This window comes from Ruegeria sp. O11, assembly GCF_056535285.1.
Map to the genome: position 1 here is coordinate 198728 of NZ_JBQERS010000003.1, position 24260 is coordinate 222987.

27 protein-coding genes are annotated in these 24260 nt (G+C 58.1%); 2 read left to right on the forward strand and 25 right to left on the reverse strand.

Annotated features, from left to right (window positions below; all coding sequences use genetic code 11):
* The 22 genes from nuoH to ACRZ91_RS09375 form a co-directional block, all read right to left on the reverse strand.
* Positions 1-1038 carry an NADH-quinone oxidoreductase subunit NuoH gene (gene nuoH / locus ACRZ91_RS09270; protein ID WP_480904534.1) on the reverse strand — a complete coding sequence of 346 codons (1038 nt, stop codon included), beginning with the start codon at positions 1036-1038 and terminating at the stop codon, positions 1-3.
* 204 nt (positions 1039-1242) lie between these two features.
* Positions 1243-3264 (reverse strand): NADH-quinone oxidoreductase subunit NuoG, encoded by a 2022-nt coding sequence (gene nuoG, locus ACRZ91_RS09275; protein ID WP_480904537.1) that lies wholly within the window; start codon positions 3262-3264, stop codon positions 1243-1245.
* A 3-nt stretch (positions 3265-3267) separates the two neighbouring features.
* Positions 3268-3672: a DUF5333 domain-containing protein gene (locus ACRZ91_RS09280; protein ID WP_170476539.1), complete on the reverse strand. Its 405-nt coding sequence runs from the start codon at positions 3670-3672 to the stop codon at positions 3268-3270.
* A 98-nt stretch (positions 3673-3770) separates the two neighbouring features.
* Entirely contained in the window at positions 3771-4127 is a 357-nt protein-coding gene (locus tag ACRZ91_RS09285) for a hypothetical protein (protein WP_480716407.1), read from the reverse strand.
* A 75-nt stretch (positions 4128-4202) separates the two neighbouring features.
* A complete protein-coding gene (locus ACRZ91_RS09290) occupies positions 4203-4706 on the reverse strand; it encodes a DUF3291 domain-containing protein (RefSeq protein WP_480716408.1) in 504 nt (167 codons plus the stop codon).
* Positions 4703-5119, reverse strand: coding sequence for an MAPEG family protein (locus ACRZ91_RS09295; protein WP_010442769.1), 417 nt, complete (start codon positions 5117-5119; stop codon positions 4703-4705). Before ACRZ91_RS09295 ends, ACRZ91_RS09290 begins: the two co-directional genes overlap by 4 nt.
* A 5-nt stretch (positions 5120-5124) precedes the next feature.
* The gene (nuoF, locus tag ACRZ91_RS09300; RefSeq protein ID WP_480904817.1) at positions 5125-6423 is read right to left on the reverse strand and encodes an NADH-quinone oxidoreductase subunit NuoF; all 1299 of its coding nucleotides are present in this window, start codon (positions 6421-6423) and stop codon (positions 5125-5127) included.
* A 12-nt stretch (positions 6424-6435) separates the two neighbouring features.
* Positions 6436-6657: a DUF5337 domain-containing protein gene (locus tag ACRZ91_RS09305; protein ID WP_010442771.1), complete on the reverse strand. Its 222-nt coding sequence runs from the start codon at positions 6655-6657 to the stop codon at positions 6436-6438.
* A 30-nt stretch (positions 6658-6687) separates the two neighbouring features.
* Positions 6688-7788 (reverse strand): NADH-quinone oxidoreductase subunit NuoE, encoded by a 1101-nt coding sequence (gene nuoE / locus ACRZ91_RS09310; protein ID WP_170775688.1) that lies wholly within the window; start codon positions 7786-7788, stop codon positions 6688-6690.
* Positions 7788-9011 carry an NADH-quinone oxidoreductase subunit D gene (locus ACRZ91_RS09315; protein WP_170543420.1) on the reverse strand — a complete coding sequence of 408 codons (1224 nt, stop codon included), beginning with the start codon at positions 9009-9011 and terminating at the stop codon, positions 7788-7790. Before ACRZ91_RS09315 ends, nuoE begins: the two co-directional genes overlap by 1 nt.
* A complete protein-coding gene (locus ACRZ91_RS09320; protein ID WP_480904543.1) occupies positions 9011-9136 on the reverse strand; it encodes a hypothetical protein in 126 nt (41 codons plus the stop codon). Before ACRZ91_RS09320 ends, ACRZ91_RS09315 begins: the two co-directional genes overlap by 1 nt.
* Positions 9136-9309: a hypothetical protein gene (locus tag ACRZ91_RS09325; RefSeq protein WP_010442775.1), complete on the reverse strand. Its 174-nt coding sequence runs from the start codon at positions 9307-9309 to the stop codon at positions 9136-9138. Before ACRZ91_RS09325 ends, ACRZ91_RS09320 begins: the two co-directional genes overlap by 1 nt.
* The gene (locus ACRZ91_RS09330) at positions 9309-9914 is read right to left on the reverse strand and encodes an NADH-quinone oxidoreductase subunit C (protein ID WP_170476545.1); all 606 of its coding nucleotides are present in this window, start codon (positions 9912-9914) and stop codon (positions 9309-9311) included. Before ACRZ91_RS09330 ends, ACRZ91_RS09325 begins: the two co-directional genes overlap by 1 nt.
* 12 nt (positions 9915-9926) lie before the next feature.
* Positions 9927-10460 carry a NuoB/complex I 20 kDa subunit family protein gene (locus tag ACRZ91_RS09335; protein WP_010442777.1) on the reverse strand — a complete coding sequence of 178 codons (534 nt, stop codon included), beginning with the start codon at positions 10458-10460 and terminating at the stop codon, positions 9927-9929.
* Positions 10451-10816, reverse strand: a complete 366-nt coding sequence (locus ACRZ91_RS09340; RefSeq protein ID WP_480716411.1) for an NADH-quinone oxidoreductase subunit A — start codon at positions 10814-10816, stop codon at positions 10451-10453. The genes ACRZ91_RS09335 and ACRZ91_RS09340 overlap by 10 nt, the downstream gene beginning before the upstream one ends.
* 182 nt (positions 10817-10998) lie before the next feature.
* Positions 10999-11781, reverse strand: coding sequence for a crotonase/enoyl-CoA hydratase family protein (locus ACRZ91_RS09345; RefSeq protein ID WP_170543418.1), 783 nt, complete (start codon positions 11779-11781; stop codon positions 10999-11001).
* Positions 11782-11783: 2 nt separating this feature from the next.
* The gene (locus ACRZ91_RS09350; RefSeq protein WP_170543416.1) at positions 11784-12638 is read right to left on the reverse strand and encodes a hydroxymethylglutaryl-CoA lyase; all 855 of its coding nucleotides are present in this window, start codon (positions 12636-12638) and stop codon (positions 11784-11786) included.
* A 79-nt stretch (positions 12639-12717) separates the two neighbouring features.
* Positions 12718-14649: an acetyl/propionyl/methylcrotonyl-CoA carboxylase subunit alpha gene (locus ACRZ91_RS09355; RefSeq protein ID WP_480904549.1), complete on the reverse strand. Its 1932-nt coding sequence runs from the start codon at positions 14647-14649 to the stop codon at positions 12718-12720.
* Positions 14639-15154 (reverse strand): DMP19 family protein, encoded by a 516-nt coding sequence (locus ACRZ91_RS09360; protein ID WP_480904552.1) that lies wholly within the window; start codon positions 15152-15154, stop codon positions 14639-14641. Before ACRZ91_RS09360 ends, ACRZ91_RS09355 begins: the two co-directional genes overlap by 11 nt.
* 8 nt (positions 15155-15162) lie before the next feature.
* Positions 15163-16770 carry a carboxyl transferase domain-containing protein gene (locus tag ACRZ91_RS09365; RefSeq protein ID WP_480904555.1) on the reverse strand — a complete coding sequence of 536 codons (1608 nt, stop codon included), beginning with the start codon at positions 16768-16770 and terminating at the stop codon, positions 15163-15165.
* Complete coding sequence (locus ACRZ91_RS09370) at positions 16767-17231, reverse strand: lysozyme inhibitor LprI family protein (RefSeq protein WP_480904558.1); 465 nt, start codon at positions 17229-17231, stop codon at positions 16767-16769. The genes ACRZ91_RS09365 and ACRZ91_RS09370 overlap by 4 nt, the downstream gene beginning before the upstream one ends.
* Positions 17228-18754 carry an AMP-binding protein gene (locus ACRZ91_RS09375; protein ID WP_480904560.1) on the reverse strand — a complete coding sequence of 509 codons (1527 nt, stop codon included), beginning with the start codon at positions 18752-18754 and terminating at the stop codon, positions 17228-17230. The genes ACRZ91_RS09370 and ACRZ91_RS09375 overlap by 4 nt, the downstream gene beginning before the upstream one ends.
* A 136-nt stretch (positions 18755-18890) precedes the next feature.
* Between ACRZ91_RS09375 and ACRZ91_RS09380 the strand changes: the two genes are divergently transcribed.
* A complete protein-coding gene (locus ACRZ91_RS09380; protein ID WP_480904563.1) occupies positions 18891-19496 on the forward strand; it encodes an OmpW/AlkL family protein in 606 nt (201 codons plus the stop codon).
* 46 nt (positions 19497-19542) lie between these two features.
* On the opposite strand, the gene ACRZ91_RS09385 is transcribed toward ACRZ91_RS09380, so the two are convergent.
* The 3 genes from ACRZ91_RS09385 to ACRZ91_RS09395 form a co-directional block, all read right to left on the reverse strand.
* Positions 19543-20706: an isovaleryl-CoA dehydrogenase gene (locus ACRZ91_RS09385; protein WP_480904566.1), complete on the reverse strand. Its 1164-nt coding sequence runs from the start codon at positions 20704-20706 to the stop codon at positions 19543-19545.
* A 163-nt stretch (positions 20707-20869) separates the two neighbouring features.
* Positions 20870-22060, reverse strand: coding sequence for a DegT/DnrJ/EryC1/StrS family aminotransferase (locus ACRZ91_RS09390; protein ID WP_480904569.1), 1191 nt, complete (start codon positions 22058-22060; stop codon positions 20870-20872).
* A gap of 39 nt (positions 22061-22099) precedes the next feature.
* Positions 22100-22771 (reverse strand): HAD-IA family hydrolase, encoded by a 672-nt coding sequence (locus tag ACRZ91_RS09395; protein ID WP_170543398.1) that lies wholly within the window; start codon positions 22769-22771, stop codon positions 22100-22102.
* 134 nt (positions 22772-22905) lie between these two features.
* Here ACRZ91_RS09395 and glmU point away from each other — a divergent pair, with 134 nt between their 5' ends.
* On the forward strand, positions 22906-24258 hold the full coding sequence (glmU, locus tag ACRZ91_RS09400) for a bifunctional UDP-N-acetylglucosamine diphosphorylase/glucosamine-1-phosphate N-acetyltransferase GlmU (RefSeq protein WP_480904572.1): 1353 nt from the start codon (positions 22906-22908) through the stop codon (positions 24256-24258).
* The last annotated feature ends 2 nt before the right edge of the window (positions 24259-24260 follow it).

Below are 24260 nucleotides of genomic sequence, written 5' to 3' on the forward strand. Positions count from 1 at the left end.
TCAGCCTCCTACGCTCCAACGGGCGAACGCACCCCAGAACCAGTCGAATTTCGCTGCGAAGGCCACGAAGACCACCCAAGCCAGTGAGAACGGCAGGAATACTTTCCAGCCCAGCCGCATCAGCTGGTCATAGCGGTAGCGGGGGGTAATGGCCTTGACCATCGCGAAGAGGAAGAAGAAGAACGCCATCTTAGCGACCATCCACAACACGCCATCGGGCAAGCCCGGGATCGGCGACAGCCAGCCGCCGAAGAACAGCAGCGTGGTCAGGGCGCACATCAGGAAGATGGCGATGTATTCACCGGCCATGAACAGCAGGAAAGGCGTGGCCGAGTATTCGACCTGATAGCCGGCGACCAGTTCTGATTCCGCTTCGGGAAGGTCGAAAGGTGGCCGGTTGGTCTCGGCCAGCGCCGAGATGAAGAACAGGAAGACCATCGGGAAATGCGGCAACCAGTACCAGCTGAAGAAGCCGAACGAGCCATCCTGCGCGCGGACGATATCACCGAAGTTCATCGAACCGGTCGAGATGATGATGCCGATGATGATCAGACCAATGGAGACTTCATAGGAAATCATCTGCGCCGCCGAGCGCAGCGATCCCAGGAACGGGTACTTTGAGTTTGACGCCCAACCACCCATAATCACGCCATAAACTTCCAGCGAGGACACCGCAAAGACATAGAGTATGGCGACATTGATATCCGACAGAACCCAGCCATCGTTGAACGGAATCACCGCCCAGGCGATCATCGCCAGAACAAAACTGGTCAATGGTGCGAGGATAAACACCGTGCGGTCGGCACCGGCGGGTATAACAACCTCTTTGACCACATATTTTAGGGCATCTGCCACCGATTGCAGCAATCCGTAGACGCCCACCACGTTGGGTCCACGGCGCATCTGAACCGCTGCCCAAATCTTGCGGTCGCCGTAAACGAGGAACAACAGCGAGATCATCACAAAGGCCACAACTGCAAGCACTTGCGCCAGAATAATGATGGCTATTCCGCCTGGGGTGTTAAAGAATTCAGCCATTAGTCCTCACACCGTGGGTATTCCGTTTTCCGCGTGCGATGCAAAGGCCAGTTGCCTGCGCAATCTGCGGCTGGGTCGGCGCGTTGGTGTAAACAGCATCTGCCGTCTTTACGCCACCCTTAATCTTCGATTTCACACGCAATTCCGGCGCGGCTAACTGCCACCCGGGCACCGCGTTTGTCTGCGATATGAAACGTGTCTGGTTCATTCCGCCGCAATCTTCTCGGTCTTGCGGGCCTGCGCTTGTGCCGAAAGCTCGGCCATCAGTTGCGAGGCGCGGGCAATCGGGTTGGTCAGGTAGAAATCCTTGATCGCGTTGCGGAAGCTGGCCTCGCCGAGCCTTCCGGCATCCAGAGCTACCACTTCGTTCTCGATCACCTCGTCAATACGCGCCAGATGCGGAACGGCCTCGATCAGGGCGGTACGCAACTGCGCCAGCGAATCGTAGGATAAAGTGGCGTCCAGTTCGGCCGACAGCGCCCGCAGGATGGCCCAGTTTTCCTTAGCCTCCCCCGGCGCAAACCCTGCACGCATCGCGAGTTGAGGTCGACCTTCCGTGTTGACGAACAGGCCGTTTTCTTCTGTGTAAGCCGCACCGGGCAGTATCACATCGGCGCGGTGCGCTCCACGATCGCCGTGACTGCCCTGATAGATCACAAAGGCGCCATCGCCGATCTCGACCTCATCGGCGCCGAGATTATAGATCACATCGGCCGCGCTGACCGCATCCATGCCGCCTTCGCTGGTGGCATCCACATCCATGGCTCCCACGCGCGATGCTGCGGTGTGCAGAACGATAAGCCCACTTTCGGTATTGCTTGCAATGGTTTGCGCGGCGGCCAGAACGGCAGAGCCATCAGCCTCTTGCAGCGCGCCTTGCCCGACGATGACCAGAGAGCGCTTGCCCTTGATCTCATCATCGCCACCCATATCAACGACGGTTTGCAGCGCAGCACGGTCGTCGCCTACAAGGTGATACTCATAGGTCAGATCGACGGCGGGCCCGACCAAAGCTACCTCGGCACCGTGTGCCCATGCCTTGCGGATGCGGGCGTTCAGAACCGGCGCTTCATCACGTGGATTGGTGCCAACCAGAAGGATACGCTCGGCGCTGTCGATATCTTCAATCGCGGCTGTACCGGCATATGCCCCACGGTTACCCGCCGGCAGCTTGGCACCATCGGTGCGACATTCGACAACACCGCCCTGCCCTTCAATCATCTGTTTCAGCGCGAATACGGCCTCGACCGGGGCCAGATCACCCACGATGCCCGCAGGTTTATCAGCCCCTTTCAACGCCTCTGCGGCCTTGTTCAGTGCCTCTGGCCACGACGCCGGACGCAGTTTGCCGTTTTCCCGCACGTAAGGCCGATCCAGGCGCTGACGGCGCAGACCATCCCAGACAAAGCGGGTCTTGTCGCTGATCCATTCCTCGTTCACACCATCATGATTGCGCGGCAAGAAGCGCATCACTTCGCGACCTTTGGTATCCACGCGGATGTTCGAGCCCATGGCATCCATGACATCGATGCTTTCAGTCTTGGTCAGTTCCCAAGGGCGGGCGGTGAAGGCATACGGCTTCGAAGTCAACGCCCCGACAGGGCACAGATCGATGATGTTGCCCTGCAAGTTCGAGTCTAGAGTCTGGTTCAGATACGACGTGATCTCGGCATCTTCCCCACGCCCGGTCTGGCCCATCTGGGTGATCCCAGCGACTTCGGTCGTAAAACGCACGCAGCGGGTACAGCTGATGCAGCGCGTCATTGCGGTGCCAACCAGCGGGCCAAGGTCCAGATCATCCACGGCACGCTTGGCTTCTTTGAAGCGTGTGCCTGACAGACCATAGGCCATCGCCTGATCCTGCAGGTCACACTCACCGCCCTGATCGCAGATCGGGCAATCCAGCGGGTGGTTGATCAGCAGAAACTCCATCACCCCTTCGCGGGCCTTCTTGACCATGGGTGAGTTTGTCTTGACCACAGGTGCCTGCCCTTCCGGACCCGGACGCAAGTCGCGTACCTGCATCGCGCAGGAGGCCGCAGGTTTCGGCGGGCCGCCAACGACCTCGACCAGACACATCCGGCAGTTCCCGGCAATCGACAGACGCTCGTGATAGCAAAAGCGCGGCACCTCGACCCCGGCCTGCTCACAGGCTTGGATCAGGGTCATCGCGCCATCGACTTCGATTTCCTGTCCGTCGATATTGACTTTGCGGAGGTCAGACATGGTCTAGTTCGCCCTCAAATACACGCCGATGGCGCTGTTTCTTTCAATTTCCTTCTTGCCCAATGTGCAGAAGGTTTTGGGATTTTCGTAAGATACGCCGTTCTGCGCCAGATAGCTTTCGCCCTTGGCGCGCATACGATCTTTTTCAGAATCCGAATCCACATAAGCCCGGATTTCCTTGTCCGAATATCCAAGTTTGTTCGCTTTCGAGCGCAAATCCCACATGACACCAATCGCCTTGAGCCGACGCCCGCTTATTGACGGGCAATACTCCGAAATCTCGTTTGCGATCGCGATGTAATAGAGTTCGTTGTCGATCTCTTTGACTTCGCGCAAGGGTGGCTTCGCCTCAGCCAGAACCGGGATAGATATTACGCAAATCGCGGCGACCAGTCGTATCAAAGACATAACATTTCCTTTCGTCTTGGGATTCCCAAGACGATGGTCGGCGCGCTTGCTATGCAATAACAAGCCGCCGGTCCCGCCGTGATATGCTATACGGTTACTCATGGGCGTTGGCAGCGTCCGGCAAAAGTCAGTTTATCGTTTTCGATACGCAGGTTTTGCGGTTCCGTATCCGGTCCAACCTTCCAGGCGATTCTGGAAGAACCAAAATTCTTAACGCAGAACTTGGTGGCTTCGTAGCGGCCAGCTTCACGCGCACCGTCGAAAGATTGCGAAACGCCGTTTACTGTCACGGTAAACTCAGAAGGCGTAGTTCTCTTGTTCACGTGTTTTGCGCTGGCCCTGAAATAAATGCCGTCAAACGCAACCCGAGTAGCCTGTGATGGCGCCTCTCCGCAGGCGGAGAGCAGTGCTCCCACCAAAACCGACATCGCCAAAATCCCTCGTTTCGCCATCATGACCACTCCTGCATCGTGGCTGGCGCATGCGGTATCTGCCGGTGCGTCTGGGATATCGTGTCCATCACCATCCCCTTACTCAGCCGCGACCTGAACGCAACGGTGGTCGCGCCACTTGCTGGCCTGTTTCAATTCTGCCCATCCAAAGGCACTTTCGCTGGCACCTTTTGTGCGCAACGTCTCTAGTCGTTCCAGCGCTTCTTCCAAACTTGGCTGCTGACCTTTGGGCACCCACCACATGACAAAATGTTGCTCACCGAGTATTTCGAACCATTCTTGCCGACGTTCGTAGAACTGCTTGTGGATGGTACCCCAAACAAATTTCTCAAGACTGGCCACATCTTCCCAGACTGTCAGATTTGCGACGAACTGCGGATCGCTTCCGATGCTGTTTTCGGTATTTCCGGTTCCTGGTTCACCTGAACCTTCCATCATCCAGACAAAGCCCGGCATCCGCTTGCCGAGTCCGTTAACGCGGTCCAGGTTGGCCATAAACTCGGCCACGCGTGGATCGTCGGTAGGTGCCAACAGACGACCAACATTCAATTCGGCCAAGTGATATCCGTCGGGCTGGATCAAAACGCAGCCACCAATGCCATAAGGCCGAGAACGGCCATGCAGGCCCACCCAACTACATAAGACACAGAGCGAACCCCGCTATGCGGTTTGCCGATCCCGCGCAGGTGGATCACCAGCATGACCACCCGTGCTAACAGCGCGACCGAGGCCAGCAGGTTCACCCAGAACGGGCTGACACCCAGCAGGATTGCCGCCACTGTAACGGTCAAGAACGCAGGCAGCGTTTCAGTACCGTTCAGATACGCGCGGTTCAAACGATAAGCCTTGTCAGAATAGTCCTGATCCGGGGTCGCCCCTGGTGCCAACCCCTTGCCGGCTTTTGCGAGCGCCGAAAACGGCGACATGAACAATACGATCAGGGTGAAAATCACCAATGACGCAATTGCGTGGGAATATTCGGCGTAGGCTTCCATCAGGTTTACTCCGCTGCCATCGCACCCATACGGCCCGATTTCTGAGCCTTGATGCGGTCTTCGATCTCTTCCCGGAAATTACGGATAAGGCCTTGGATTGGCCAAGCGGCGGCATCGCCAAGGGCGCAGATTGTGTGGCCCTCGACCTGTTTGGTGACGTCGAACAGCATATCGATCTCTTCCAGCTCGGCTTCGCCACGTACAAGACGATCCATCACACGCATCATCCAGCCGGTGCCTTCACGGCACGGTGTGCACTGACCGCAGCTCTCGTGCTTGTAGAACTTCGACAAACGCCAGATCGCTTTGATGATATCCGTGGACTTGTCCATCACAATCACAGCGGCTGTACCCAGACCCGAACCCAATTCTCCGCGCAGATAATCGAAATCCATGATCGCATCGCGCATGTTCTCGCCACGTACGCACGGCACCGAAGACCCGCCAGGGATCACCGCCAGCAGATTATCCCAGCCGCCACGAATACCGCCGCAATGGGTCTCGATCAGGTCTTCAAAGGAAAGCGACATCGCCTCTTCAACGACGCAGGGGTGGTTCACATGGCCCGAGATCGCAAAAAGTTTAGTACCCGCGTTGTTCTGGCGGCCAAAGCCTGCGAACCAATCCGCGCCACGCCGCAGGATGGTCGGCACAACGGCAATCGATTCCACATTGTTCACCGTGGTCGGGCAACCATAAAGGCCCGCGCCAGCCGGGAACGGGGGCTTCATGCGCGGCATGCCCTTCTTGCCCTCAAGGCTTTCGATCAGAGCTGTTTCCTCGCCGCAGATATACGCGCCCGCCCCGTGATGCAGGAACAAGTCGAAATCCCAGCCGGAACCAGCGGCATTCTTCCCAAGCAGACCCGCGTCATAGGCTTCGTCAATCGCGGCCTGCAGAGCCTCACGCTCGCGGATGTATTCGCCGCGCAGGTAGATGTAGCAAGTATGCGCGTTCATTGCGAAAGACGCGATCAGGCACCCCTCGATCAGCGTGTGCGGATCATGACGCATAATCTCGCGGTCTTTGCAAGTGCCCGGCTCGGATTCATCTGCGTTCACAACCAGATAGGCCGGACGTCCGTCGCTTTCTTTGGGCATGAACGACCATTTCAAGCCGGTAGGGAAGCCCGCCCCGCCGCGACCGCGCAGCCCCGAATCCTTCATTGTCTGGATGATCCAGTCACGGCCATTTTTGATCAGGCCAGCTGTGCCGTCCCAATGCCCGCGGGCTTGCGCGCCTTTCAGCGTGCGCTCATGCATCCCGTAGATGTTGGTAAAGATCCGGTCCTGATCCTTCAGCATCATGTCTTACCTTCAGCTGTCCTGACGCATGCGCCAGAGTTGAAATATGTTCACACCTGCATAGATGAATCCCGCAAGAGCAGCGAAATCAAACAGCAGCGCATAGCGCCCTGGCAAACCCATTGCGGGGCCTATGAACAAGGTCATGCCAAGCCAAAGCACCATCGTCACGGCGATGACGATGCCTATGTGACGACCCTTGCGGGCTATGGCGTGTTCCCTGTCTTTATCCATCTCGTCCTGGTGCCCCGCACGGGCACCCGTTTAGTCTTCGTATGTGCCGTCTTCCTTGGCACGTTTAGCGAATTCGGTTTCCTCACCAGCTGCCAGTTTTGCAGCCTGTTCGATCCATCCGTCCCGTTCGATCCGGCCTTTGAACTTCAGGCGCGCATCGACCCAGGCCACATGCTCTGATGTCCATGCGGCAATCTGATCGAAGTGGAAAAAGCCCAGCTCGTTCAGGGTTTCTTCCAGCTTTGGACCTACGCCCTTCAGCATTTTCAGATCATCAGGCTTGCCATCCCGCGCACCAGACAGCGTTTCGGGCTGTTCCTCTTTCGCCGCTTTCGCCTCAGCGGCCTGTTTCACTGCAGGTTTCGCCGGGGCTGGCGCTTTTGGCGGTTTCGGAGCAGCTTTGGTTGCAGCAGCTTTGCCATCTTTGCCCAGCCACGGGGTCAGGATTGGAACCTCGGTTCCGTCGATACGCTTGACGGTATCGCCCAGTTCGCTCGCAAGCTGAACACTGGCGTTGTATTGCGTCCGGCCACTGTCATACTCCGTCAGGCTGGTCAGCCCTTTCAGAGGTTCCGCCGCATACCGACCATTCTGCGGACCCGGAGTTGGCACTTTGCCCACCACCAGATCATCGAGAATCTTGCCAAAGCTCTCGGTCGTCAGATCTTCGTAGTAATCCTTGCCGATCTGCGCCATCGGCGCGTTGGTGCAGGAACCGAGGCATTCCACCTCTTCCCAGCTCAGCTTGCCGTCAGCAGACAGCTCATGCGGCTTTGCAGCGATCTTTTCCTTGCAGACCGCAATCAGATCTTCGGCTCCGCAGATCATGCAGGAGGTCGTGCCACACACCTGAATATGCGCCACCGATCCAACCGGCTGCAGCTGGAACATGAAATAGAACGAGGCGACCTCAAGCACGCGGATATAGGCCATACCCAGCATGTCGGCGACGGATTCAATCGCCGGACGGCTCAGCCAGCCCTCTTGTTCCTGCGCGCGCCACAGCAGCGGGATGACCGCGCTGGCCTGACGGCCCTCGGGGTATTTCGTAACCTGCGCTTCGGCCCATTGCTGGTTGGCAGCGGTGAAGGCAAAGCTATCGGGTTGTTCGGCGTGAAGACGGCGGAGCATTAGCGGTCAATCTCTCCAAATACGACATCCATGGTGCCGATAATCGCGGCGACGTCGGCCAGTTGGTGGCCTCCGGCAACGTGGTCCATGGCTTGTAGATGCAAGAACCCCGGCGCGCGCAATTTAGCGCGATAGGGTTTGTTGGTGCCGTCGGCGACCAGATAGACGCCGAACTCGCCCTTGGGGGCTTCAACGGCGGCATAGACCTCGCCAGCGGGGACGTGGAAGCCTTCGGTATAAAGCTTGAAGTGATGGATCAGGCTTTCCATCGAAGTCTTCATGTCAGACCGTTTCGGCGGAGTAATCTTGCCGCGTGCCAGAACGTCGCCTGGGCAATCGCGGATTTTGGCGATGGCCTGACGGATGATCAGCAGCGATTGGCGCATCTCTTCCATGCGCACCAGATAGCGGTCATAGCAGTCACCGTTCTTGCCGACGGGGATCTGAAACTCGAACTCGTCATAGCATTCATAGGGCTGCGCGCGACGCAGGTCCCAAGCCAAACCCGAGCCACGGACCATCACGCCCGAGAAGCCGTATTTTTGAATGTCATCCTCGGTCACCACACCGATATCGGCATTACGCTGTTTGAAGATGCGGTTTTCGGTCAGCAGCCCGTCGATATCATCGAGAACAGCGGGGAAGTCGTGGCTCCACGCCTCGATATCGTCCAGCAGTTCTGGCGGCAGGTCCTGATGAACGCCACCGGGGCGGAAATAGGCGGCGTGCAGACGGGCACCGCAGGCACGCTCATAGAACACCATCAGCTTTTCGCGCTCTTCAAAGCCCCAAAGCGGTGGGGTCAGCGCGCCCACGTCCATGGCCTGCGTTGTCACGTTCAGCAGGTGGTTCAGGATGCGACCAATCTCGGAATAGAGGACCCGGATCAGAGAACCTCGGCGCGGCACTTCAACCCCGGTCAGCTTTTCGATGGCCAGACACCACGCATGCTCCTGGTTCATCGGCGCCACGTAATCCAGCCGGTCGAAATACGGCAGGTTCTGCAGATACGTCCGGCTTTCCATCAGCTTTTCGGTGCCACGGTGCAGCAGGCCGATATGCGGATCACAACGCTCGACGATCTCGCCGTCCAGCTCAAGCACTAGACGCAGAACTCCGTGCGCCGCAGGGTGTTGCGGGCCGAAGTTGATGTTGAAGTTGCGGATCTTCTGTTCCCCGCTCAGCGCGTCCGTGCTGCCGTCATCGTATCTTGAGCCGTCCATCAACGCCCTCGTTTCTTCTTCGCTTCGGCCCGAACCCGGACCTTTTCCGCCTCAGCCGCCTTAACAGCAGCCCCGGCCAGCAGAACCCCCAGCGCCCCCAACGCGATCAGCTCCCCCAGACCCATCAGCGGCGCTCCAGCTCTTGCAGTTTAAGCCCGACCCACCACAGCAACGCGATCGTGCCAAAGGGAACCAGACAGAGCAGGCACCAGTATTTGTTGATCCCGAAAAACGGCAATATCTTCACCATCGGAATGATGGTCAGTGCAGACAGGATCAGCCACCAGATGCCACCCATTATTCAGTCTCCTGTTTTTCATCCCCCGGAAGAATGTAGTTCGCACCTTCCCACGGGGACATGAAATCAAACTGACGGTATTCCTGCACCAGCGACACAGGTTCATAGACCACGCGCTTTTGCGCCTCGTCGTAGCGAACTTCGGTATAACCGGTGGTCGGAAAATCCTTGCGCAGCGGATAGCCGCGGAACCCATAGTCGGTCAGGATGCGCCGCAAATCGGGATGACCCGAGAACAAGATGCCGAACATGTCGAACACCTCACGCTCGAACCAGTTGGCCGAGGGGTGAACGTCGACAATTGAAGGTACCATATCTTCTTCACGGATCGACACCCGCAGGCGGATGCGCTGGTTCTGGTACATCGACAGAAAGTGATAAACCACGTCAAACCGCTTGGCGCGTTCGGGGTAGTCGACACCGGTGATATCAACAAGCGTCGAGAACTGGCAACTGCGGTCGGACTTCAGGAATTCGATGAATTCCACAAGATTCGACGGCGCCACATCGACGTTCAGCTCACCATGCGTCACGTCCCAGGACAGAACGCAATCGGTTCGTTTTAGCTCCAACTGCGCGCCGAGTTCTTTGAGTGCTTCGCTCATCTGCCCTCTCCCTCAGCGAACAATCGTGCCGGTGCGGCGGATTTTGCGTTGCAGCTGCATCAACCCATAAAGTAGCGCCTCTGCGGTCGGAGGGCAGCCGGGCACATAGATGTCCACGGGCACAACCCGGTCACAACCGCGCACGACAGAATAGGAATAGTGGTAATAACCACCGCCATTCGCACAGGAGCCCATTGAGATCACATAGCGCGGTTCCGGCATCTGGTCGTAGACCTTGCGCAGCGCAGGGGCCATCTTGTTGGTCAGGGTTCCGGCCACGATCATCACATCCGACTGACGCGGGGACGCTCGGGGGGCAATGCCAAACCGTTCCGCATCATAACGCGGCATCGACGTGTGCATCATCTCAACCGCGCAGCAGGCCAGACCAAAGGTCATCCAGTGCAAGCTACCGGTACGGGCCCAGTTGATGATGTCTTCGGTCGAAGTCAGCAGGAAACCTTTGTCCTGCAGCTCGGCATTCAGGGCCTGGGTGGCGACTTCTTTGTCGACGCCCGCGGTGTTTGCGCCCGTCATCACTCCCATTCCAGGGCCCCTTTCTTCCATTCATAGGCAAAGCCGATGGTCAGCACCGCCAGGAACACCATCATGGACCAAAACCCAACATCGCTGATGTCTTTGAAGCCAACAGCCCAGGGAAACAGGAAGGCGATTTCCAGATCGAAGATGATGAAGAGAATCGCGACCAGATAGAATCGGACGTCGAATTTCATCCGCGCATCGTCGAATGCGTTAAAGCCACATTCATATGCACTAACTTTTTCAGGGTCTGGATTGCGGACGGCAAGCACTACAGCAGCGAGAATCAAGACGATTCCAAGGCCTATAGCGACGGCCAGAAACACCAGGATCGGGAGGTACTCCCGCAACAGGTCTTCCACGTATAGCTCCTTTCCTGCGCATGTCCCGAAAGGGTGCGCCGTCAATTGGCGAGTTGACTGGACATTCTCTATCCCTGTGGGGTCAGAGGGTCAACCGAACAGAAACGCGCAGATGGGCATTATTACAATCGCCCAGCAGGCTATGGCTTAGAATACCTTGCAACGGCCCGACGCGGCTAAACCTACCTATTCCATGCAGGTTTTCGTTTATCGAAGAAGGCCCTGATTCCCTCTTGCGCCTCGTCGGTTTCCCAACGCGTTACCAACTGTCGAATGGTGTGGTCGATCACAGCATCGTCAATGCGTGGTCCCAACGATTGGATCAATTGCTTTGCCGAAGAAACAGCGCCTGGCGCGCAGGACAGATAGGGACGCACTTCGGCCTCGACCGCCTCTGCCAAGGCATCAGCGGGCACCGCGCGCGCCAACAAGCCCAGCTCGACAGCCTCCGCTGCATCAAAGAGACGTGCGGACATGAAGACCCGCCGCGACCTTGCCTCACCCATACGAGCAATAACATAGGGGCCAATCGTGGCCGGGATCAGGCCAAGTCGCGTTTCGGTCAGGCCCATCTTCAGGCTATCCACCCCGATCGCCACATCACAGACCGAGGCCATTCCCACTCCACCACCAAACGCATTGCCCTGCAATGCGCCAATCAGAGGCTTGGGCAGCGTATTCAGGGCATTCAGCATCTCGGCCAGCTTGCGCGCCTCGGTGAAGCGCGTATCGGGATCGGCGGCCATCTGCGCCTGCATCCAACCCAGATCACCCCCGGCGCAAAAGCTTTTGCCTGACGCGGCCAGAATCACCACCCGGACAGCTTCATCACTGGCGAGTTGCCCGGCGGCTTGTGTCAGTTCAGCAATCATCTGCGCCGACAGCGCATTGTGCTTCTCTGGTCGATCCAGCGTTAACGTGGCTACGCCACGACCATCTGTCTTTAAAGTTATCGTTTCGTACATTTCTATTCCGCTCGCATAGCCCGCGCCATGTCTGCAGCTTCTTCCAGCACAGACGCGTCCAACCCGGTTTCATATCCCAACCGTTCCAGATGCGCGGCCACCGCTTCGGTTGCCACATTACCCGCTGCACCTGGCGCATAGGGGCACCCCCCGAGCCCGCCGACGGCGGCATCAAACACCCGTACACCCAGCGCCAAAGAAGCATCGATATTGTCGATCGCCCGCCCGTTGGTGTCATGGAAATGCCCAGCAAGCCGAGTGACCGGGACCCGTTCGCGCACGGCCAACAGCATATGCGCGATCTTGTCCGGGGTCCCTTGCCCAATCGTATCGCCCAGCGAAATCTCGTAGCAGCCATGCGCGAACAATGCGTCCGCCACCTCGGCCACCTTTTCGGGCGGGGTCGGGCCGTCATAGGGGCAATCAGTCACGCAGGACACATAACCACGCACGGGCAAATCGATATGCCGCGCGGCCTCAAGGATCGGCACGAACCGTTCGATGGATTCGGCGATGGTCGCGTTAATATTTGCCTTCGAAAATCCTTCGGAGGCCGAGGCAAACACTGCAATCTCATCCGCCTTGGCCGCCAACGCGTCCTCATACCCACGCATGTTCGGCGTCAGAGCCGCATAACGAACGCCTTCTGCCCGCTTGATCCCGGCCAGAACCTCACCGCTGCCTGCCATTTGCGGCACCCATCTCGGTGAGACAAAGCTTGCAACCTCAATCCGGTTGAACCCGCCACGGCTGAGGCAATCGATCAAGGCGACTTTCTCGGCCACCGGGATCTCGCGCTGTTCGTTCTGCAGGCCATCCCGCGGACCGACCTCGAAAATCTCGACCCGTTCTTTCATCAGCGCATCCCTTCCCGGTTTCTTATCGTTTCAATTACGGATGGCCCGACTGTGCCACGCAATCCACAGGCCGAACAGATCAATCCTCGGCCAACCGAACCAGCGCTGCCCCGGCCTCGACCTGTGCTCCCGCTTCGGCCAGCACTTCTGCAACCACGCCATCGCGGGCGGCCAACAGTGAATGCTCCATCTTCATCGCTTCCAGAATGGCCAGCCGGTCGCCTTCTTTCACCGCCTGCCCCGCTGAGGCAAAGACGGCTTTGACCAGACCTGGCATCGGCGCCTCGATCACATTGGTGTCACCCGCCGCGCTTGCGTCGCGGTCCAAAGGATCAACAACCTCAAACACCTGCCCATAGTCGTCAAATACTGTGACCTGAGACCCGGCCATGACAACATTTGGCATAGGTGTCCCATCAATGGTCCAGCCAGAGCCACGGCGTTGCGCGATTAGCTGCGTGCCTTCGATCTCCCAAATCTGACGATCCGGGCCTTCGACCTGGACATCCAGATCAACAACCTCTCCTTCCCGCAGCAGTTGCACGGCGCGATGTAGCGGCGCCCATAGCGTAAAGCCCGTTTCCGAGACCGTCTCAACCAGGCCCAACGCCGTCATCGCTGCAGCCACGGCTGATGCGTTGCTTGTGCTAGATGCCTGCACCAGTTCGTCAAGATCCCGTCCGATCAGCCCGGTATCCACGTCGCCTGACGCAAACCCGCTGTGCCGCGTAAGAGCCCCAAGAAACGCAAGGTTGGTTACCGTCCCGGCGACCTCGGTCTGGCGCAGGACGCGGTGCAGGCTTTCCAAAGCAACCGCACGCGTCGGGCCATGCACCACGACCTTGGCGATCATGGGATCGTACCAAGGGCTGATCGTATCTCCGGCCCGGACGCCACTATCGGCGCGACACTCTTGCGGAAACTGCAGATGGGTCAGCGTACCCGTCGCAGGCAAAAAACCCTTGGGTACATCTTCGGCATAAAGCCGCGCCTCGAATGAATGTCCGTTGATCGACAAATCACCCTGCTGTTTCGGCAGGCTTTCACCCGCAGCTACCCGTAACTGCCATTCGACCAGATCGACACCCGTTATTGCCTCGGTCACCGGATGTTCGACTTGCAGGCGCGTGTTCATCTCCATGAACCAGAACCGATCAGGCCGCAGCCCGTCCGAGGCATCGACGATGAACTCAACCGTCCCTGCGCCCTTGTATCCAATCGCTTCTGCCGCGCGCACGCCCGCCTGCCCCATCGCATCGCGCATTTCAACGGTCATGCCGGGGGCCGGAGCCTCTTCGATCACCTTCTGGTGCCGCCGCTGCAACGAGCAGTCCCGTTCAAACAGATGCACCGCATGGGTGCCATCCCCAAAAACCTGCACCTCGATATGACGTGGTTTGGCGACGAATTTCTCGACCAGTACCGCGTCATTACCAAAGGCCGTCTTGGCCTCACCGCGCGCGCTGTCCAAAGCAGCCGAGAATTCCTCGGGCTTCTCAACCAACCGCATCCCCTTGCCGCCGCCACCTGCAACGGCCTTGATCAGAACAGGATAACCAATGGTATCCGCCGCGCCTGCCAGGTGTTCGGGGTCTTGATTGTCGCCATGATAACCGGGCACAACCGGAACGCCTGCATTCTCCATTAACACCTTGGCCGCGTCCTTAAGGCCCATCTTACGGATTGCGTCCGCCGATGGGCCGATGAAGGTCAGGCCTGCTGCCTCAACCGCATCCACGAAGTCTGGATTCTCGGACAGAAAGCCATAGCCCGGATGGATCGCTTGCGCGCCAGAATCCAGCGCCGCCTGAATGATCACATCACCTTTCAGATAGCTATCAGCCGGGGCCGCGCCGCCGATATGAACAGCCTCATCGGCCATCTGCACATGCTTGGCCGAGGCATCGGCATCCGAATAAACAGCCACGCAGGATACGCCCATCTTCTGAGCGGTTTCCATCACACGGCAAGCGATTTCACCCCGGTTTGCAATTAAAATCTTACAAAACATCCCACCCCTCCGGTTTTGACAGCAGACCGTTGGCAATGGCAACCTTGGCGTATTGCTCTGCATACGGAACGAATTTCGGGCGGCGACGAAAGAACTTTTCGGTATCCGCTAGGTCGAAAAACCGTCTGTCCAGATCGTCGAAATCGAATTCGAGATTTTCATCAGAAAGCAAATCTTCCCTATCCGGTTTCTCGCAAGGGTATGGAGTTTGAAGCCTGTCCATGGCGGCACGAACTACTTCGACCACATCCGGCATTCCGATCGCCAGATATCCTGCCGATGCCTCCGGCGCCGTCGTTCCAGTCGAGTTCCAAAAATACTGCTCGAAGCCGCCGTTAGAAACTTCGAGGTGAAGCCAATGAACGCAGAACAAATGCACAGCAGGCTCGGGAATGGTCGCAATCGACTCTTCCCATTCCTTTCGCCCGTCATAGAAATTGAACTGATCGTAATAGGTTCCGTACGTGGCCGGGTAGTTTCGAGGTGTATTAATAATCCAGATCATGACCTACCTTACATCCTGAACACGCCGAAACGTGTCTCCTCGATTGGGGCGTTCAGAGCGGCACTTAGGGACAGGGACAGTACGTCGCGACTTTTGCGCGGGTCGATAATGCCGTCATCCCAGAGACGGGCCGATGCATAAAGCGGGTGCGACTGCTCCTCGAACATGCCCAGCGTCGGGCGTTTGAATTCAGCCTCTTCCTCGGCCGACCACGTGCCACCCTGCCGTTCGATCCCATCGCGCTTGACGGTGGCAAGAACGCCCGCAGCTTGCTCGCCCCCCATCACCGAGATGCGCGAATTCGGCCAGGTCCATAGGAATCGAGGCTGATAGGCGCGACCTGCCATGCCGTAGTTTCCAGCTCCGAAAGAACCGCCGACCAGCATGGTGATCTTGGGAACGCTCGTCGTCGCCACCGCCGTAACCATCTTGGCCCCATGCCGCGCGATGCCTTCGTTTTCGTATTTGCGGCCAACCATGAAGCCGGTGATGTTCTGCAGGAATACCAGCGGTGTTTTGCGCTGCGAACACAGCTCGACAAAATGCGCGCCCTTCTGCGCAGCCTCCGAGAACAACACGCCATTGTTTGCGATGATCCCAACCGGGCAGCCTTTGACATGGGCGAAACCGGTCACCAGCGTCTCACCAAAACGCGGCTTGAACTCATCAAACCGAGAGCCATCGACCAGACGCGCAATCACCTCCCGAATGTCATAGGGGGTTCTCAGATCAGCAGGGACAACGCCAAGTACCTCTTCTGGGTCGTAATCTGGCTCCTCGGATGCCTCGAACCGTAGGCCGGGCTTCAGCCCGGCACCGCCCAACGACCCGACGGCGCGCCGGGCCAGAGCCAAAGCATGGGCGTCATCTTCGGCCAGATAATCCGCCACACCAGACAGGCGCGTATGCACATCGCCACCGCCCAGATCCTCAGCGCTGACAACCTCTCCGGTCGCGGCCTTGACCAGAGGCGGCCCGGCCAGAAAGATCGTACCCTGTTCCTTCACGATGATCGTCACATCGGACATCGCGGGCACATAAGCCCCGCCCGCCGTGCAGGATCCCATCACCACGGCGATCTGAGGAATACCCTTCGCGCTCATCCGCGCCTGATTGTAAAAGATGCGGCCAAAGTGGTCGCGGTCGGGAAAGACCTCATCCTGATTGGGCAGGTTCGCACCGCCGCTATCGACCAGATAGATGCAGGGCAGATGGTTTTCCTCGGCGATCTCCTGCGCCCGAAGATGTTTCTTGACGGTCATTGGATAATATGTGCCGCCCTTCACGGTGGCATCGTTACACACCACCATGACCTCGCGTCCCTGCACCCTGCCAATCCCGGCGATCACCCCGGCACAGGGCGCTGCATCACCATACATTCCATGCGCCGCCGTCGCCCCGATTTCCAGAAACGGAGAGCCCGGATCAAGCAGATTCGCTACCCGACGTCTGGGCAGCATCTTGCCCCGTGATTCATGCCGCGCGCGGGATTTCGCACCGCCCCCCATGCGGGCGGCTTCGGCGGCCTCAGAGATATGTGCCAGCGCATCCAGATGTGCAGCTCGGTTCGCCTTGAACCCCTCGGAGGTTGGTATGGCTTTGGATTTTAGTTTCATTCCATCTTCCCCAAGTCGCGCAATTCCACAACGCGTTCAGCGGTTTCGGTCAGCAAGCAAGTTGCGGCTACAATCGAGCGTATCGTTCCACCAGACCATATGCCGTAGGCCAGAGCGCATTCAGCGTCCCGAAACCCGATCCATGCGCGCTGAGCATCTCGCAACTGGTCCGAAAGTTCGGGACTTTGTTCAGCCAGTTCCGCTCTACGCAGTTTATACTGTTCGTTCAGAAATGAATCCCAAACTTGGGTTTCGGCTTGAATACACTCGGTGACGCCAATGGTTGTTTCATTTCCCGGTATCGTTTGGCAGGTATTGGCAGCTGCGCCGAGACATGAGGACAAGCTATCGCCCTGCTGCGACTGGGAAAAACACTGTTGAATGTACGACTGGTCTACCCAAGCGCCCTGAGCGGAAACAAGCGATGGAACCAGCATCGCAGCAACTGCAATTCGCATCATGTAATTGCCTCCCCTGCAGCCCGCGCCTTCAGTTCCTTCCGGATCACCTTCCCCGTCACCGTCATCGGCAACTCGTCCAGAAACGCCACCTCGCGCGGATAGGAGTACTGAGCCAGACGGTCCTTGACCCAATCCTGCAACTCCTGCTCCGCAGCCTCAGCGCCCGGTTTCAACACCACATAGGCCTTCACAATCTCGGTCCGCAGCGGATCAGGCTTACCGACCACGCCCACCGTTGCCACTGCCGGATGGGTCAGCAGGCAATCTTCGATCTCAGCGGGTCCGATGCGGTATCCGGCCGACGTGATCACGTCATCATCGCGACCGACAAAGCGCAGATAGTCGCCCTCCCACACGCCACGGTCTCCGGTGATCAGCCAGCCACCCCGGAATTTCTCAGCGGTCGCATCGGGCCGGCTCCAGTATTCCAGCATCATCGAGGCCGAGCCACGCCGGATAGCGACGTCGCCCTCTTCATTGGTTGGCCGGCCGTCGCCATCAATCACCGCAACTTCATGCCCGGGCACCGGCTTGCCGATACAGCCGGGGTGCACCGGGAAATCCTCAGCGCAGGAGGACACGACCATATTGCATTCGGTCTGGCCGTAAAATTCGTTGATCGTCAGGCCAAACGCCTTTTTACCCCAGGCCAACATCTCGGCCCCCAGAGGCTCCCCTCCGGACGCGACCGAGCGCAAACCGGGGATCGTCTGGTCCGCAGCTTTCAACATACGAAGGGCGGTCGGCGGGAAGAACACATTCCGTACCCCGCCACGCATGACGAGATCAGTGCAGGCCTCGGGAGTGAACTTATCCAACCTCGCCGCAACGACCGGTACACCCAGCGCTAGACCGGGCATCAGCACATCGAACAGACCGCCGATCCAAGCCCAGTCTGCCGGTGTCCACAGACAATCCCCCTGACGCAGATGATTGTGGCTGATCGATACGCCCGGCAGGTGACCCGTCAGTACCCGGTGCCCGTGCAGTGCCCCCTTTGGGCTACCGGTGGTGCCTGAGGTGTAGATCAATACCGCAGGGTCCTCGGGGCTGGTGTCGGCAAACGGGACAGGTGGTCCTTCTTGCCCCATCTGATCGATAAGAATTGGTTTGGCCAGATCACCGACAAGCGCGGCCCCTTCGGGATCTGTCAGAACAAATTTTAAGCCCGCGTCACCGACACGCGATGATAGCGCATCGTGTTTGAACAACTTGAACAGTGGTACCGAAATCGCGCCGATTTTCCAGATCGCCAAATGTGCCGCCGCACACCAGGGCGACTGGCTCAGCAACACACCCACCCGATCACCGGGTCGGACGTCGTTGATCAGAGCACGCGCAATACCATCTACCATTTCACCCAAATCGCCGAACGTAACTTCACGCGGATCAGAGGCCGTCAGGTCCAGTATCGCAACCTTTTCTGAAGGCTGAGAAAGGCACTGTCGCGCCATATTCAATCGATCCGGTATGGCCCAGCATTGATCACCGCGCAGACCCGGTATGACCCTAGCAGGAGACACTCAGATTCTCCCTTATTTTACTGGCAGTTGACCCATGCTTCATCGGCGCAATTTCGATGCGAAATTGATGCAGATCAGAGTTTGGCGGCCTCGGCCCATCCACAAGGTCCATATTAACGCAACCAAAGGCATGAATATGACAAAGAAACTCGCCGCTTTGTCCCTTTCCACCGCGCTTGTCGCGCTGGCTGCTCCGGTGTTCGCCCAATCTCAGGGAGATTGGACTGTTGGTGTAGGTGTCGGTTATCTGGATCCCAAATCCGACAACGGCTCGCTCGCTGGGTTTGACGCCGACGTTGACTCGGACACGCGCCCCATCTTCACCGTCGAGTACTTCGTTCAGGACAACCTCGGGATCGAATTGCTGGCCTCGACCCCCTACAAGCATGACGTCACCCTTGGTGGCAGCGTCGACGCAGGCAGCGTCAAACACCTGCCGCCCACCCTTTCGCTGAACTATCACTTCCCGACCAACAGCGCATGGAAGCCCTATGTCGGAGCGGGTCTGAACTACACCATCTTCTTCGAAGAGGACTCGCCCCTGGGAGATTTGGATCTGGACAATTCCTTTGGCGTCTCGCTGCAGGCCGGTCTGGACTACATGGTCACCGACAAAGGCGCTGTGCGTCTGAACGTGCGTTGGTTCGACATCGACTCCGACGTCACTTTGGACGGCAACGACATCGGCAAAGCCGAAATCGATCCCTTCCTTATTGGCGTGTCCTACGTCCATACGTTCTGATCCAATCAACAAAGCCCCGGAGTTCGTAAAACTGCGGGGCCTTCCCTCACAGCATTTCGTTCATCATCTCACGGCCGATCAGCATCCGACGGATTTCGCTGGTACCGGCACCGATTTCCATCAGCTTGGCATCGCGGAATATCCGACTGACCGGCGCATCTGAAAGGAACCCGGCCCCGCCTAGCGCTTGCACCGCTTGATGCGCCTGCACCATCGCCTGTTCCGAGGCATATAGGCAGCACGCTGCCGCATCCTGTCGGGTCACATCTCCCCGATCACAGGCCTTAGCGACTTCGTAGACATAAGCCCGCGCCGAATTCATCGCGGTGTACATATCTGCGATCTTACCCTGCATCAGTTGGAAGCTGCCGATCGGCTTGCCGAACTGTTTGCGCTCGGCCAGATAGGGCATGACCTCGTCCAGACAGGCCGCCATGATACCTGTCCCGATCCCAGCCAGCACAACACGTTCGTAATCCAGTCCGGACATCAAAACGGCAACGCCCCTGCCCTCTTCGCCCAGAACATTCTCGAACGGCACTTCGACGTCTTCAAAGATCAGCTCGGCCGTGTTCGACCCACGCATCCCCAGCTTGTCGAAATGAGGCGAGGTCGAGAATCCTTTCATCTCTTTCTCGATTAGGAAGGCCGTGATCCCCTTTGATCCGGCCTCGGGGTCTGTCTTGGCATAAACGACCAGAGTATCGGCGTCTGGCCCATTGGTGATCCAATATTTGTTGCCATTCAGGCGGTAGTGATCATTCCGCTTTTCCGCCCGCAGCTTCATCGATACCACATCCGATCCGGCCGAGGGTTCGGACATTGCAAGCGCGCCCACATTTTCGCCCGAAATCAGGCGCGGCAGGTATTTCTTTTTCTGCTCATCCGTCCCATTCAGCTTGATCTGGTTCACACACAGGTTCGAATGCGCCCCATAGGACAACGAGACCGAGGCCGAGGCGCGCGCAACCTCCTCCACTGCAATGGTATGCGCCAGATAGGACATTCCCGCCCCGCCATACTCTTCTGGCACGGTGACGCCCAGCAGGCCAAGGTCGCCCATCTCTTTCCACAGCTCATTCGGAAAGGCGTTCGAGGCATCAATCTCGGCCGCCATCGGCTTGACCCGTTCCTGCGCCCAACGGTGGACCATCTCACGCAGGGCGTTCACGTCCTCGCCCAGATCGAATTGCATTGTGGCCATAAACATGCAGGGCTCCTCCGATTGCATTAATGAACAAGCGTTCAATAATTAAATAGCAGCGATTCCCCCTACGGTCAACGACGACGCGCAGGCCAACGCAAAACGCCGCCCGGCAAGGGACGGCGTATTCAAATAAATCGAGCGTGCGCTGAAAGCGCACTCCGCTGGATTACGACTGATAGACCGCGCTGACCTCAGCCCGGATTATGCGCGCGATTTGGCTACAATCCTCTAGCGAGAAGGTCAGCGGAACGCGCATATCCATGATCCCGGCCAATATCCGATCACTGACCGGCATAGGGGTACTGTCAGCATAGCGCCAACTGTCATAGCGTGAGGTAAAGCCCGACGGCTCGGCCCCTCCGAACCACTTCAGTTCAACCCCGCGCGCGGCACAGCGCTGGATGACCTCGGCAATACGCTCGGGCGTCCAGTCCAGCAACAGGAATTGGATCGACGAACCGACATAGGTCTCAGCATCGGGCCGTTCTACGATTTTCAAACCGGGTGTTCCCCGCAGACCATGCTCGATTTCATCATATCGTTCATTCCAGCGCTGCACCTGCCGGTCCAGATCGCGCAACTGCGGACGTAAGATCGCCGCACGCAAATTGTCCATCCGGCCCGAGACATTGGGGGTGGTGTATTTGATCTGCTCGAAAACCTCCGGCCCGGGCGCTGCCAGATGGCGTTCATAAAGCATGTAAGACCCGGACAACATCGTAGCCTTGGCGGCCAGTTCCGGATCATCCGTGATCAGCAACCCGCCCTCGCCCGAATTGACATGTTTATATGTCTGGCACGAGTAACATCCGATGGCCCCCTGCCGCCCTGACAGCTGCCCGCGCCACGCCGCTCCCATAGTATGAGCGCAATCTTCGATCACGATCACACCCGCCGCATCACACATCTGTATCAGGCGATCCATATCGCACAAATGACCTCGCATGTGGCTGAGCATCAGTACCTTCGCCTGATCCAGCTTGGCCTCAAGATCATCCAGATCGATAGCCAGGGCTTCGGTCACACCAACAAAGACCGGCTTTGCGCTTACCGACGCAATCGCCCCCGGCACCGGCGCCAGAGTGAATGCGTTGGTCAGAACCGGATCACCCGGCTTTACGCCAACTGCCCGCAACGCTGTGGCCAGAGCGTAGCCCCCCGATGAGACCGCCAGACAGTATTTCGCCCCCATCTGGGCGGCGAATTCCTGTTCCAACAGCGCAGTTTCGCTCAACTCGCCAGGTGCAACGTTGTAACGATGCAACCGACCATGGCGCAGGACGGCCACGGCAGCCTCGATGGCGTCTTCGGGGATGGGCTCTTGCTGGGTGAAATTACCCGTGAATGTCTCGGTCATAGGTTTGTTTTGGTGCGGAGTCTCAAGCGGGTCAAGGGATCACGCGGCCGCTCCGATCAAATCGGAGACCAGTTTCGGTAAATCATCAAAATGATGCAGCAACGCCTCGGGCTCCAGCGCGGCCATTTCATCGCCTGACGGGCCGAAAGTCACCAGAACCGAAGGCACGCCTGCAGCCCGCGCCGTGTTCCGGTCGGTATCCGAGTCGCCGATCAGCACGCAATGATCGGGATGCCCCCCGGCGCGGCGCGCTGCTTCACGCAAAGGCTCAGGATCAGGCTTGCGCACCGGCAGCGTATCGGCTCCTACCAGCGAAGCGAAACGATCGCGCGCGCCCATCCGGGACAGCAGCAGATCAGCAAGGCCTTCTGGCTTGTTGGTGCAGATACCTACGCCATAACCAGCGCACTTCAGGGCTTCGACGGCTTCGAGCGCACCGGGATAGAAATAGGTATGCGTATCGATCGCTTGCCCATAGACGTCCAGAAAGACCGGATAATAGGCTTCGACGACGTCCGCGTCATAGGCGCCGACCCGCTTCAATCCATGGGACAACATCAAGCGTGCACCGCGTACCGAAACCGCCGCATCAAGCTCGGGCATCAGTACATCCCCATGACCCATCTCGCGAAAACAGTGGTTTGCAGCGGCCAGCAAATCACCGGATGTATCCGCCAAAGTTCCATCCAGATCAAAGATTACCGTACGCATGTTTATCTCCTGAACCGGCGGGTTTCCGCCATGTCGTGTTGCAAACGGCAATCTTCTTTGATGGCTGAACCGCTTGCGCCTTTGCCCACAGCGGATAAAACGGGCGGCGACAAAACAAAAGAGAAAACGATTTCATGAGCACTGCCCTTGTCATTCTTGCCGCCGGAAAAGGCACAAGGATGAACTCTGATATTCCCAAGGTCCTGCATCCGATTGCCCAGGTGCCGATGCTGGTTCATGCCATACGTGCCGGTGCTGTCCTGTCACCCGAGCGCACCGTGATTGTTACCGGCCACGGCGCGGAAGCCGTTGCACGCGTCGCTGAAGCCGAAGATGAAAACGCCAGCATTGCGGTGCAGGAAGAGCAGCTTGGCACCGCCCATGCGGTTGCGCAGGCGCGTGCAGCGCTGGATGGTTTTCAGGGGGATGTGGTCGTCCTCTATGGCGATACTCCGTTTCTGCAGCCCGACACCCTGCAGCGAATGATTGAAGCGCGCACAAATAACGATCTGGTCATTCTTGGGTTCGAAGCTGCAGATCCCGCCCGTTATGGTCGCTTGGTCATGGATGGTGACTCGCTCGAGCGGATTGTTGAATTCAAGGATGCTACTGACGAACAACGCGCCATAACCTTCTGTAACTCAGGCCTTTTGGCGTGTGACGCTGAAACCCTTTTCTCACTGATCAATGCGGTTGGTAACGACAATGCCTCGGGTGAATATTATTTGACTGACGTCGTTGAGATAGCCCGCGACAAAGGTCTGAACGTAACTGCCGTGGCCTGCGATGAAGCGCAGACATTGGGTGTGAACTCCCGCGCGGATCTGGCGGCAGCGGATGCAGTGTTCCAAGAACAGGCGCGCTCCGAACTACTTGATCTGGGGGTCACTTTGATGGCACCTGATACGGTGTATCTGGCAGCAGATACCGTGATTGGTCGCGACACTGTCATTGAACCAAATGTGGTTTTTGGCCCCGGTGTAACCGTGGAAAGCGGCGCAACGATCCGGGCGTTTTCGCATCTCGAAGGCTGCCATGTCAGCCGAGGTTCCGTGGTCGGACCCTATGCCCGCCTACGCCCGGGTGCAGAGCTGGCTGAAAACGCGAAAATCGGCAACTTTGTTGAGATCAAGAACGCCGAGATCGCAGAAGGCGCAAAGGTGAATCACCTCAGCTATATCGGCGACGCTTCGGTTGGGGCGGCTACAAATATCGGTGCTGGAACCATCACCTGCAACTATGACGGCGTGATGAAGCACAAAACGACCATCGGGGAAAACGTGTTCATCGGATCGAACACGATGCTGGTGGCCCCGGTCACTCTGGGTGACGGCGCGATGACCGCCACGGGGACCGTAGTGACCAAGGATGTTGAGCCAGACGCATTGGCGGTGGCGCGTGCCAAGCAAGAGAATAAGCCCGGCTACGCGCGCAAATTGTTTGAAATGTTGAAGGCGAAGAAGGCTCGCCGCGACAAAGGAGCCTGAAT

Excerpts from the sequence above, each read along its gene's own strand:
- nuoH (WP_480904534.1), bottom strand. The coding sequence starts at position 1,038 with ATGGCTGAATTCTTTAACACCCCAGGCGGAATAGCCATCATTATTCTG.
- nuoG (WP_480904537.1), bottom strand. The coding sequence starts at position 3,264 with ATGTCTGACCTCCGCAAAGTCAATATCGACGGACAGGAAATCGAAGTC.
- ACRZ91_RS09280 (WP_170476539.1), bottom strand. The coding sequence starts at position 3,672 with ATGTCTTTGATACGACTGGTCGCCGCGATTTGCGTAATATCTATCCCG.
- ACRZ91_RS09285 (WP_480716407.1), bottom strand. The coding sequence starts at position 4,127 with ATGATGGCGAAACGAGGGATTTTGGCGATGTCGGTTTTGGTGGGAGCA.
- ACRZ91_RS09295 (WP_010442769.1), bottom strand. The coding sequence starts at position 5,119 with ATGGAAGCCTACGCCGAATATTCCCACGCAATTGCGTCATTGGTGATT.
- nuoF (WP_480904817.1), bottom strand. The coding sequence starts at position 6,423 with ATGCTGAAGGATCAGGACCGGATCTTTACCAACATCTACGGGATGCAT.
- ACRZ91_RS09305 (WP_010442771.1), bottom strand. The coding sequence starts at position 6,657 with ATGGATAAAGACAGGGAACACGCCATAGCCCGCAAGGGTCGTCACATA.
- nuoE (WP_170775688.1), bottom strand. The coding sequence starts at position 7,788 with ATGCTCCGCCGTCTTCACGCCGAACAACCCGATAGCTTTGCCTTCACC.
- ACRZ91_RS09315 (WP_170543420.1), bottom strand. The coding sequence starts at position 9,011 with ATGGACGGCTCAAGATACGATGACGGCAGCACGGACGCGCTGAGCGGG.
- ACRZ91_RS09320 (WP_480904543.1), bottom strand. The coding sequence starts at position 9,136 with ATGGGTCTGGGGGAGCTGATCGCGTTGGGGGCGCTGGGGGTTCTGCTG.
- ACRZ91_RS09325 (WP_010442775.1), bottom strand. The coding sequence starts at position 9,309 with ATGGGTGGCATCTGGTGGCTGATCCTGTCTGCACTGACCATCATTCCG.
- ACRZ91_RS09330 (WP_170476545.1), bottom strand. The coding sequence starts at position 9,914 with ATGAGCGAAGCACTCAAAGAACTCGGCGCGCAGTTGGAGCTAAAACGA.
- ACRZ91_RS09335 (WP_010442777.1), bottom strand. The coding sequence starts at position 10,460 with ATGGGAGTGATGACGGGCGCAAACACCGCGGGCGTCGACAAAGAAGTC.
- ACRZ91_RS09345 (WP_170543418.1), bottom strand. The coding sequence starts at position 11,781 with ATGTACGAAACGATAACTTTAAAGACAGATGGTCGTGGCGTAGCCACG.
- ACRZ91_RS09350 (WP_170543416.1), bottom strand. The coding sequence starts at position 12,638 with ATGAAAGAACGGGTCGAGATTTTCGAGGTCGGTCCGCGGGATGGCCTG.
- ACRZ91_RS09355 (WP_480904549.1), bottom strand. The coding sequence starts at position 14,649 with ATGTTTTGTAAGATTTTAATTGCAAACCGGGGTGAAATCGCTTGCCGT.
- ACRZ91_RS09360 (WP_480904552.1), bottom strand. The coding sequence starts at position 15,154 with ATGATCTGGATTATTAATACACCTCGAAACTACCCGGCCACGTACGGA.
- ACRZ91_RS09365 (WP_480904555.1), bottom strand. The coding sequence starts at position 16,770 with ATGAAACTAAAATCCAAAGCCATACCAACCTCCGAGGGGTTCAAGGCG.
- ACRZ91_RS09370 (WP_480904558.1), bottom strand. The coding sequence starts at position 17,231 with ATGATGCGAATTGCAGTTGCTGCGATGCTGGTTCCATCGCTTGTTTCC.
- ACRZ91_RS09380 (WP_480904563.1), top strand. The coding sequence starts at position 18,891 with ATGACAAAGAAACTCGCCGCTTTGTCCCTTTCCACCGCGCTTGTCGCG.
- ACRZ91_RS09385 (WP_480904566.1), bottom strand. The coding sequence starts at position 20,706 with ATGTTTATGGCCACAATGCAATTCGATCTGGGCGAGGACGTGAACGCC.
- ACRZ91_RS09390 (WP_480904569.1), bottom strand. The coding sequence starts at position 22,060 with ATGACCGAGACATTCACGGGTAATTTCACCCAGCAAGAGCCCATCCCC.
- ACRZ91_RS09395 (WP_170543398.1), bottom strand. The coding sequence starts at position 22,771 with ATGCGTACGGTAATCTTTGATCTGGATGGAACTTTGGCGGATACATCC.
- glmU (WP_480904572.1), top strand. The coding sequence starts at position 22,906 with ATGAGCACTGCCCTTGTCATTCTTGCCGCCGGAAAAGGCACAAGGATG.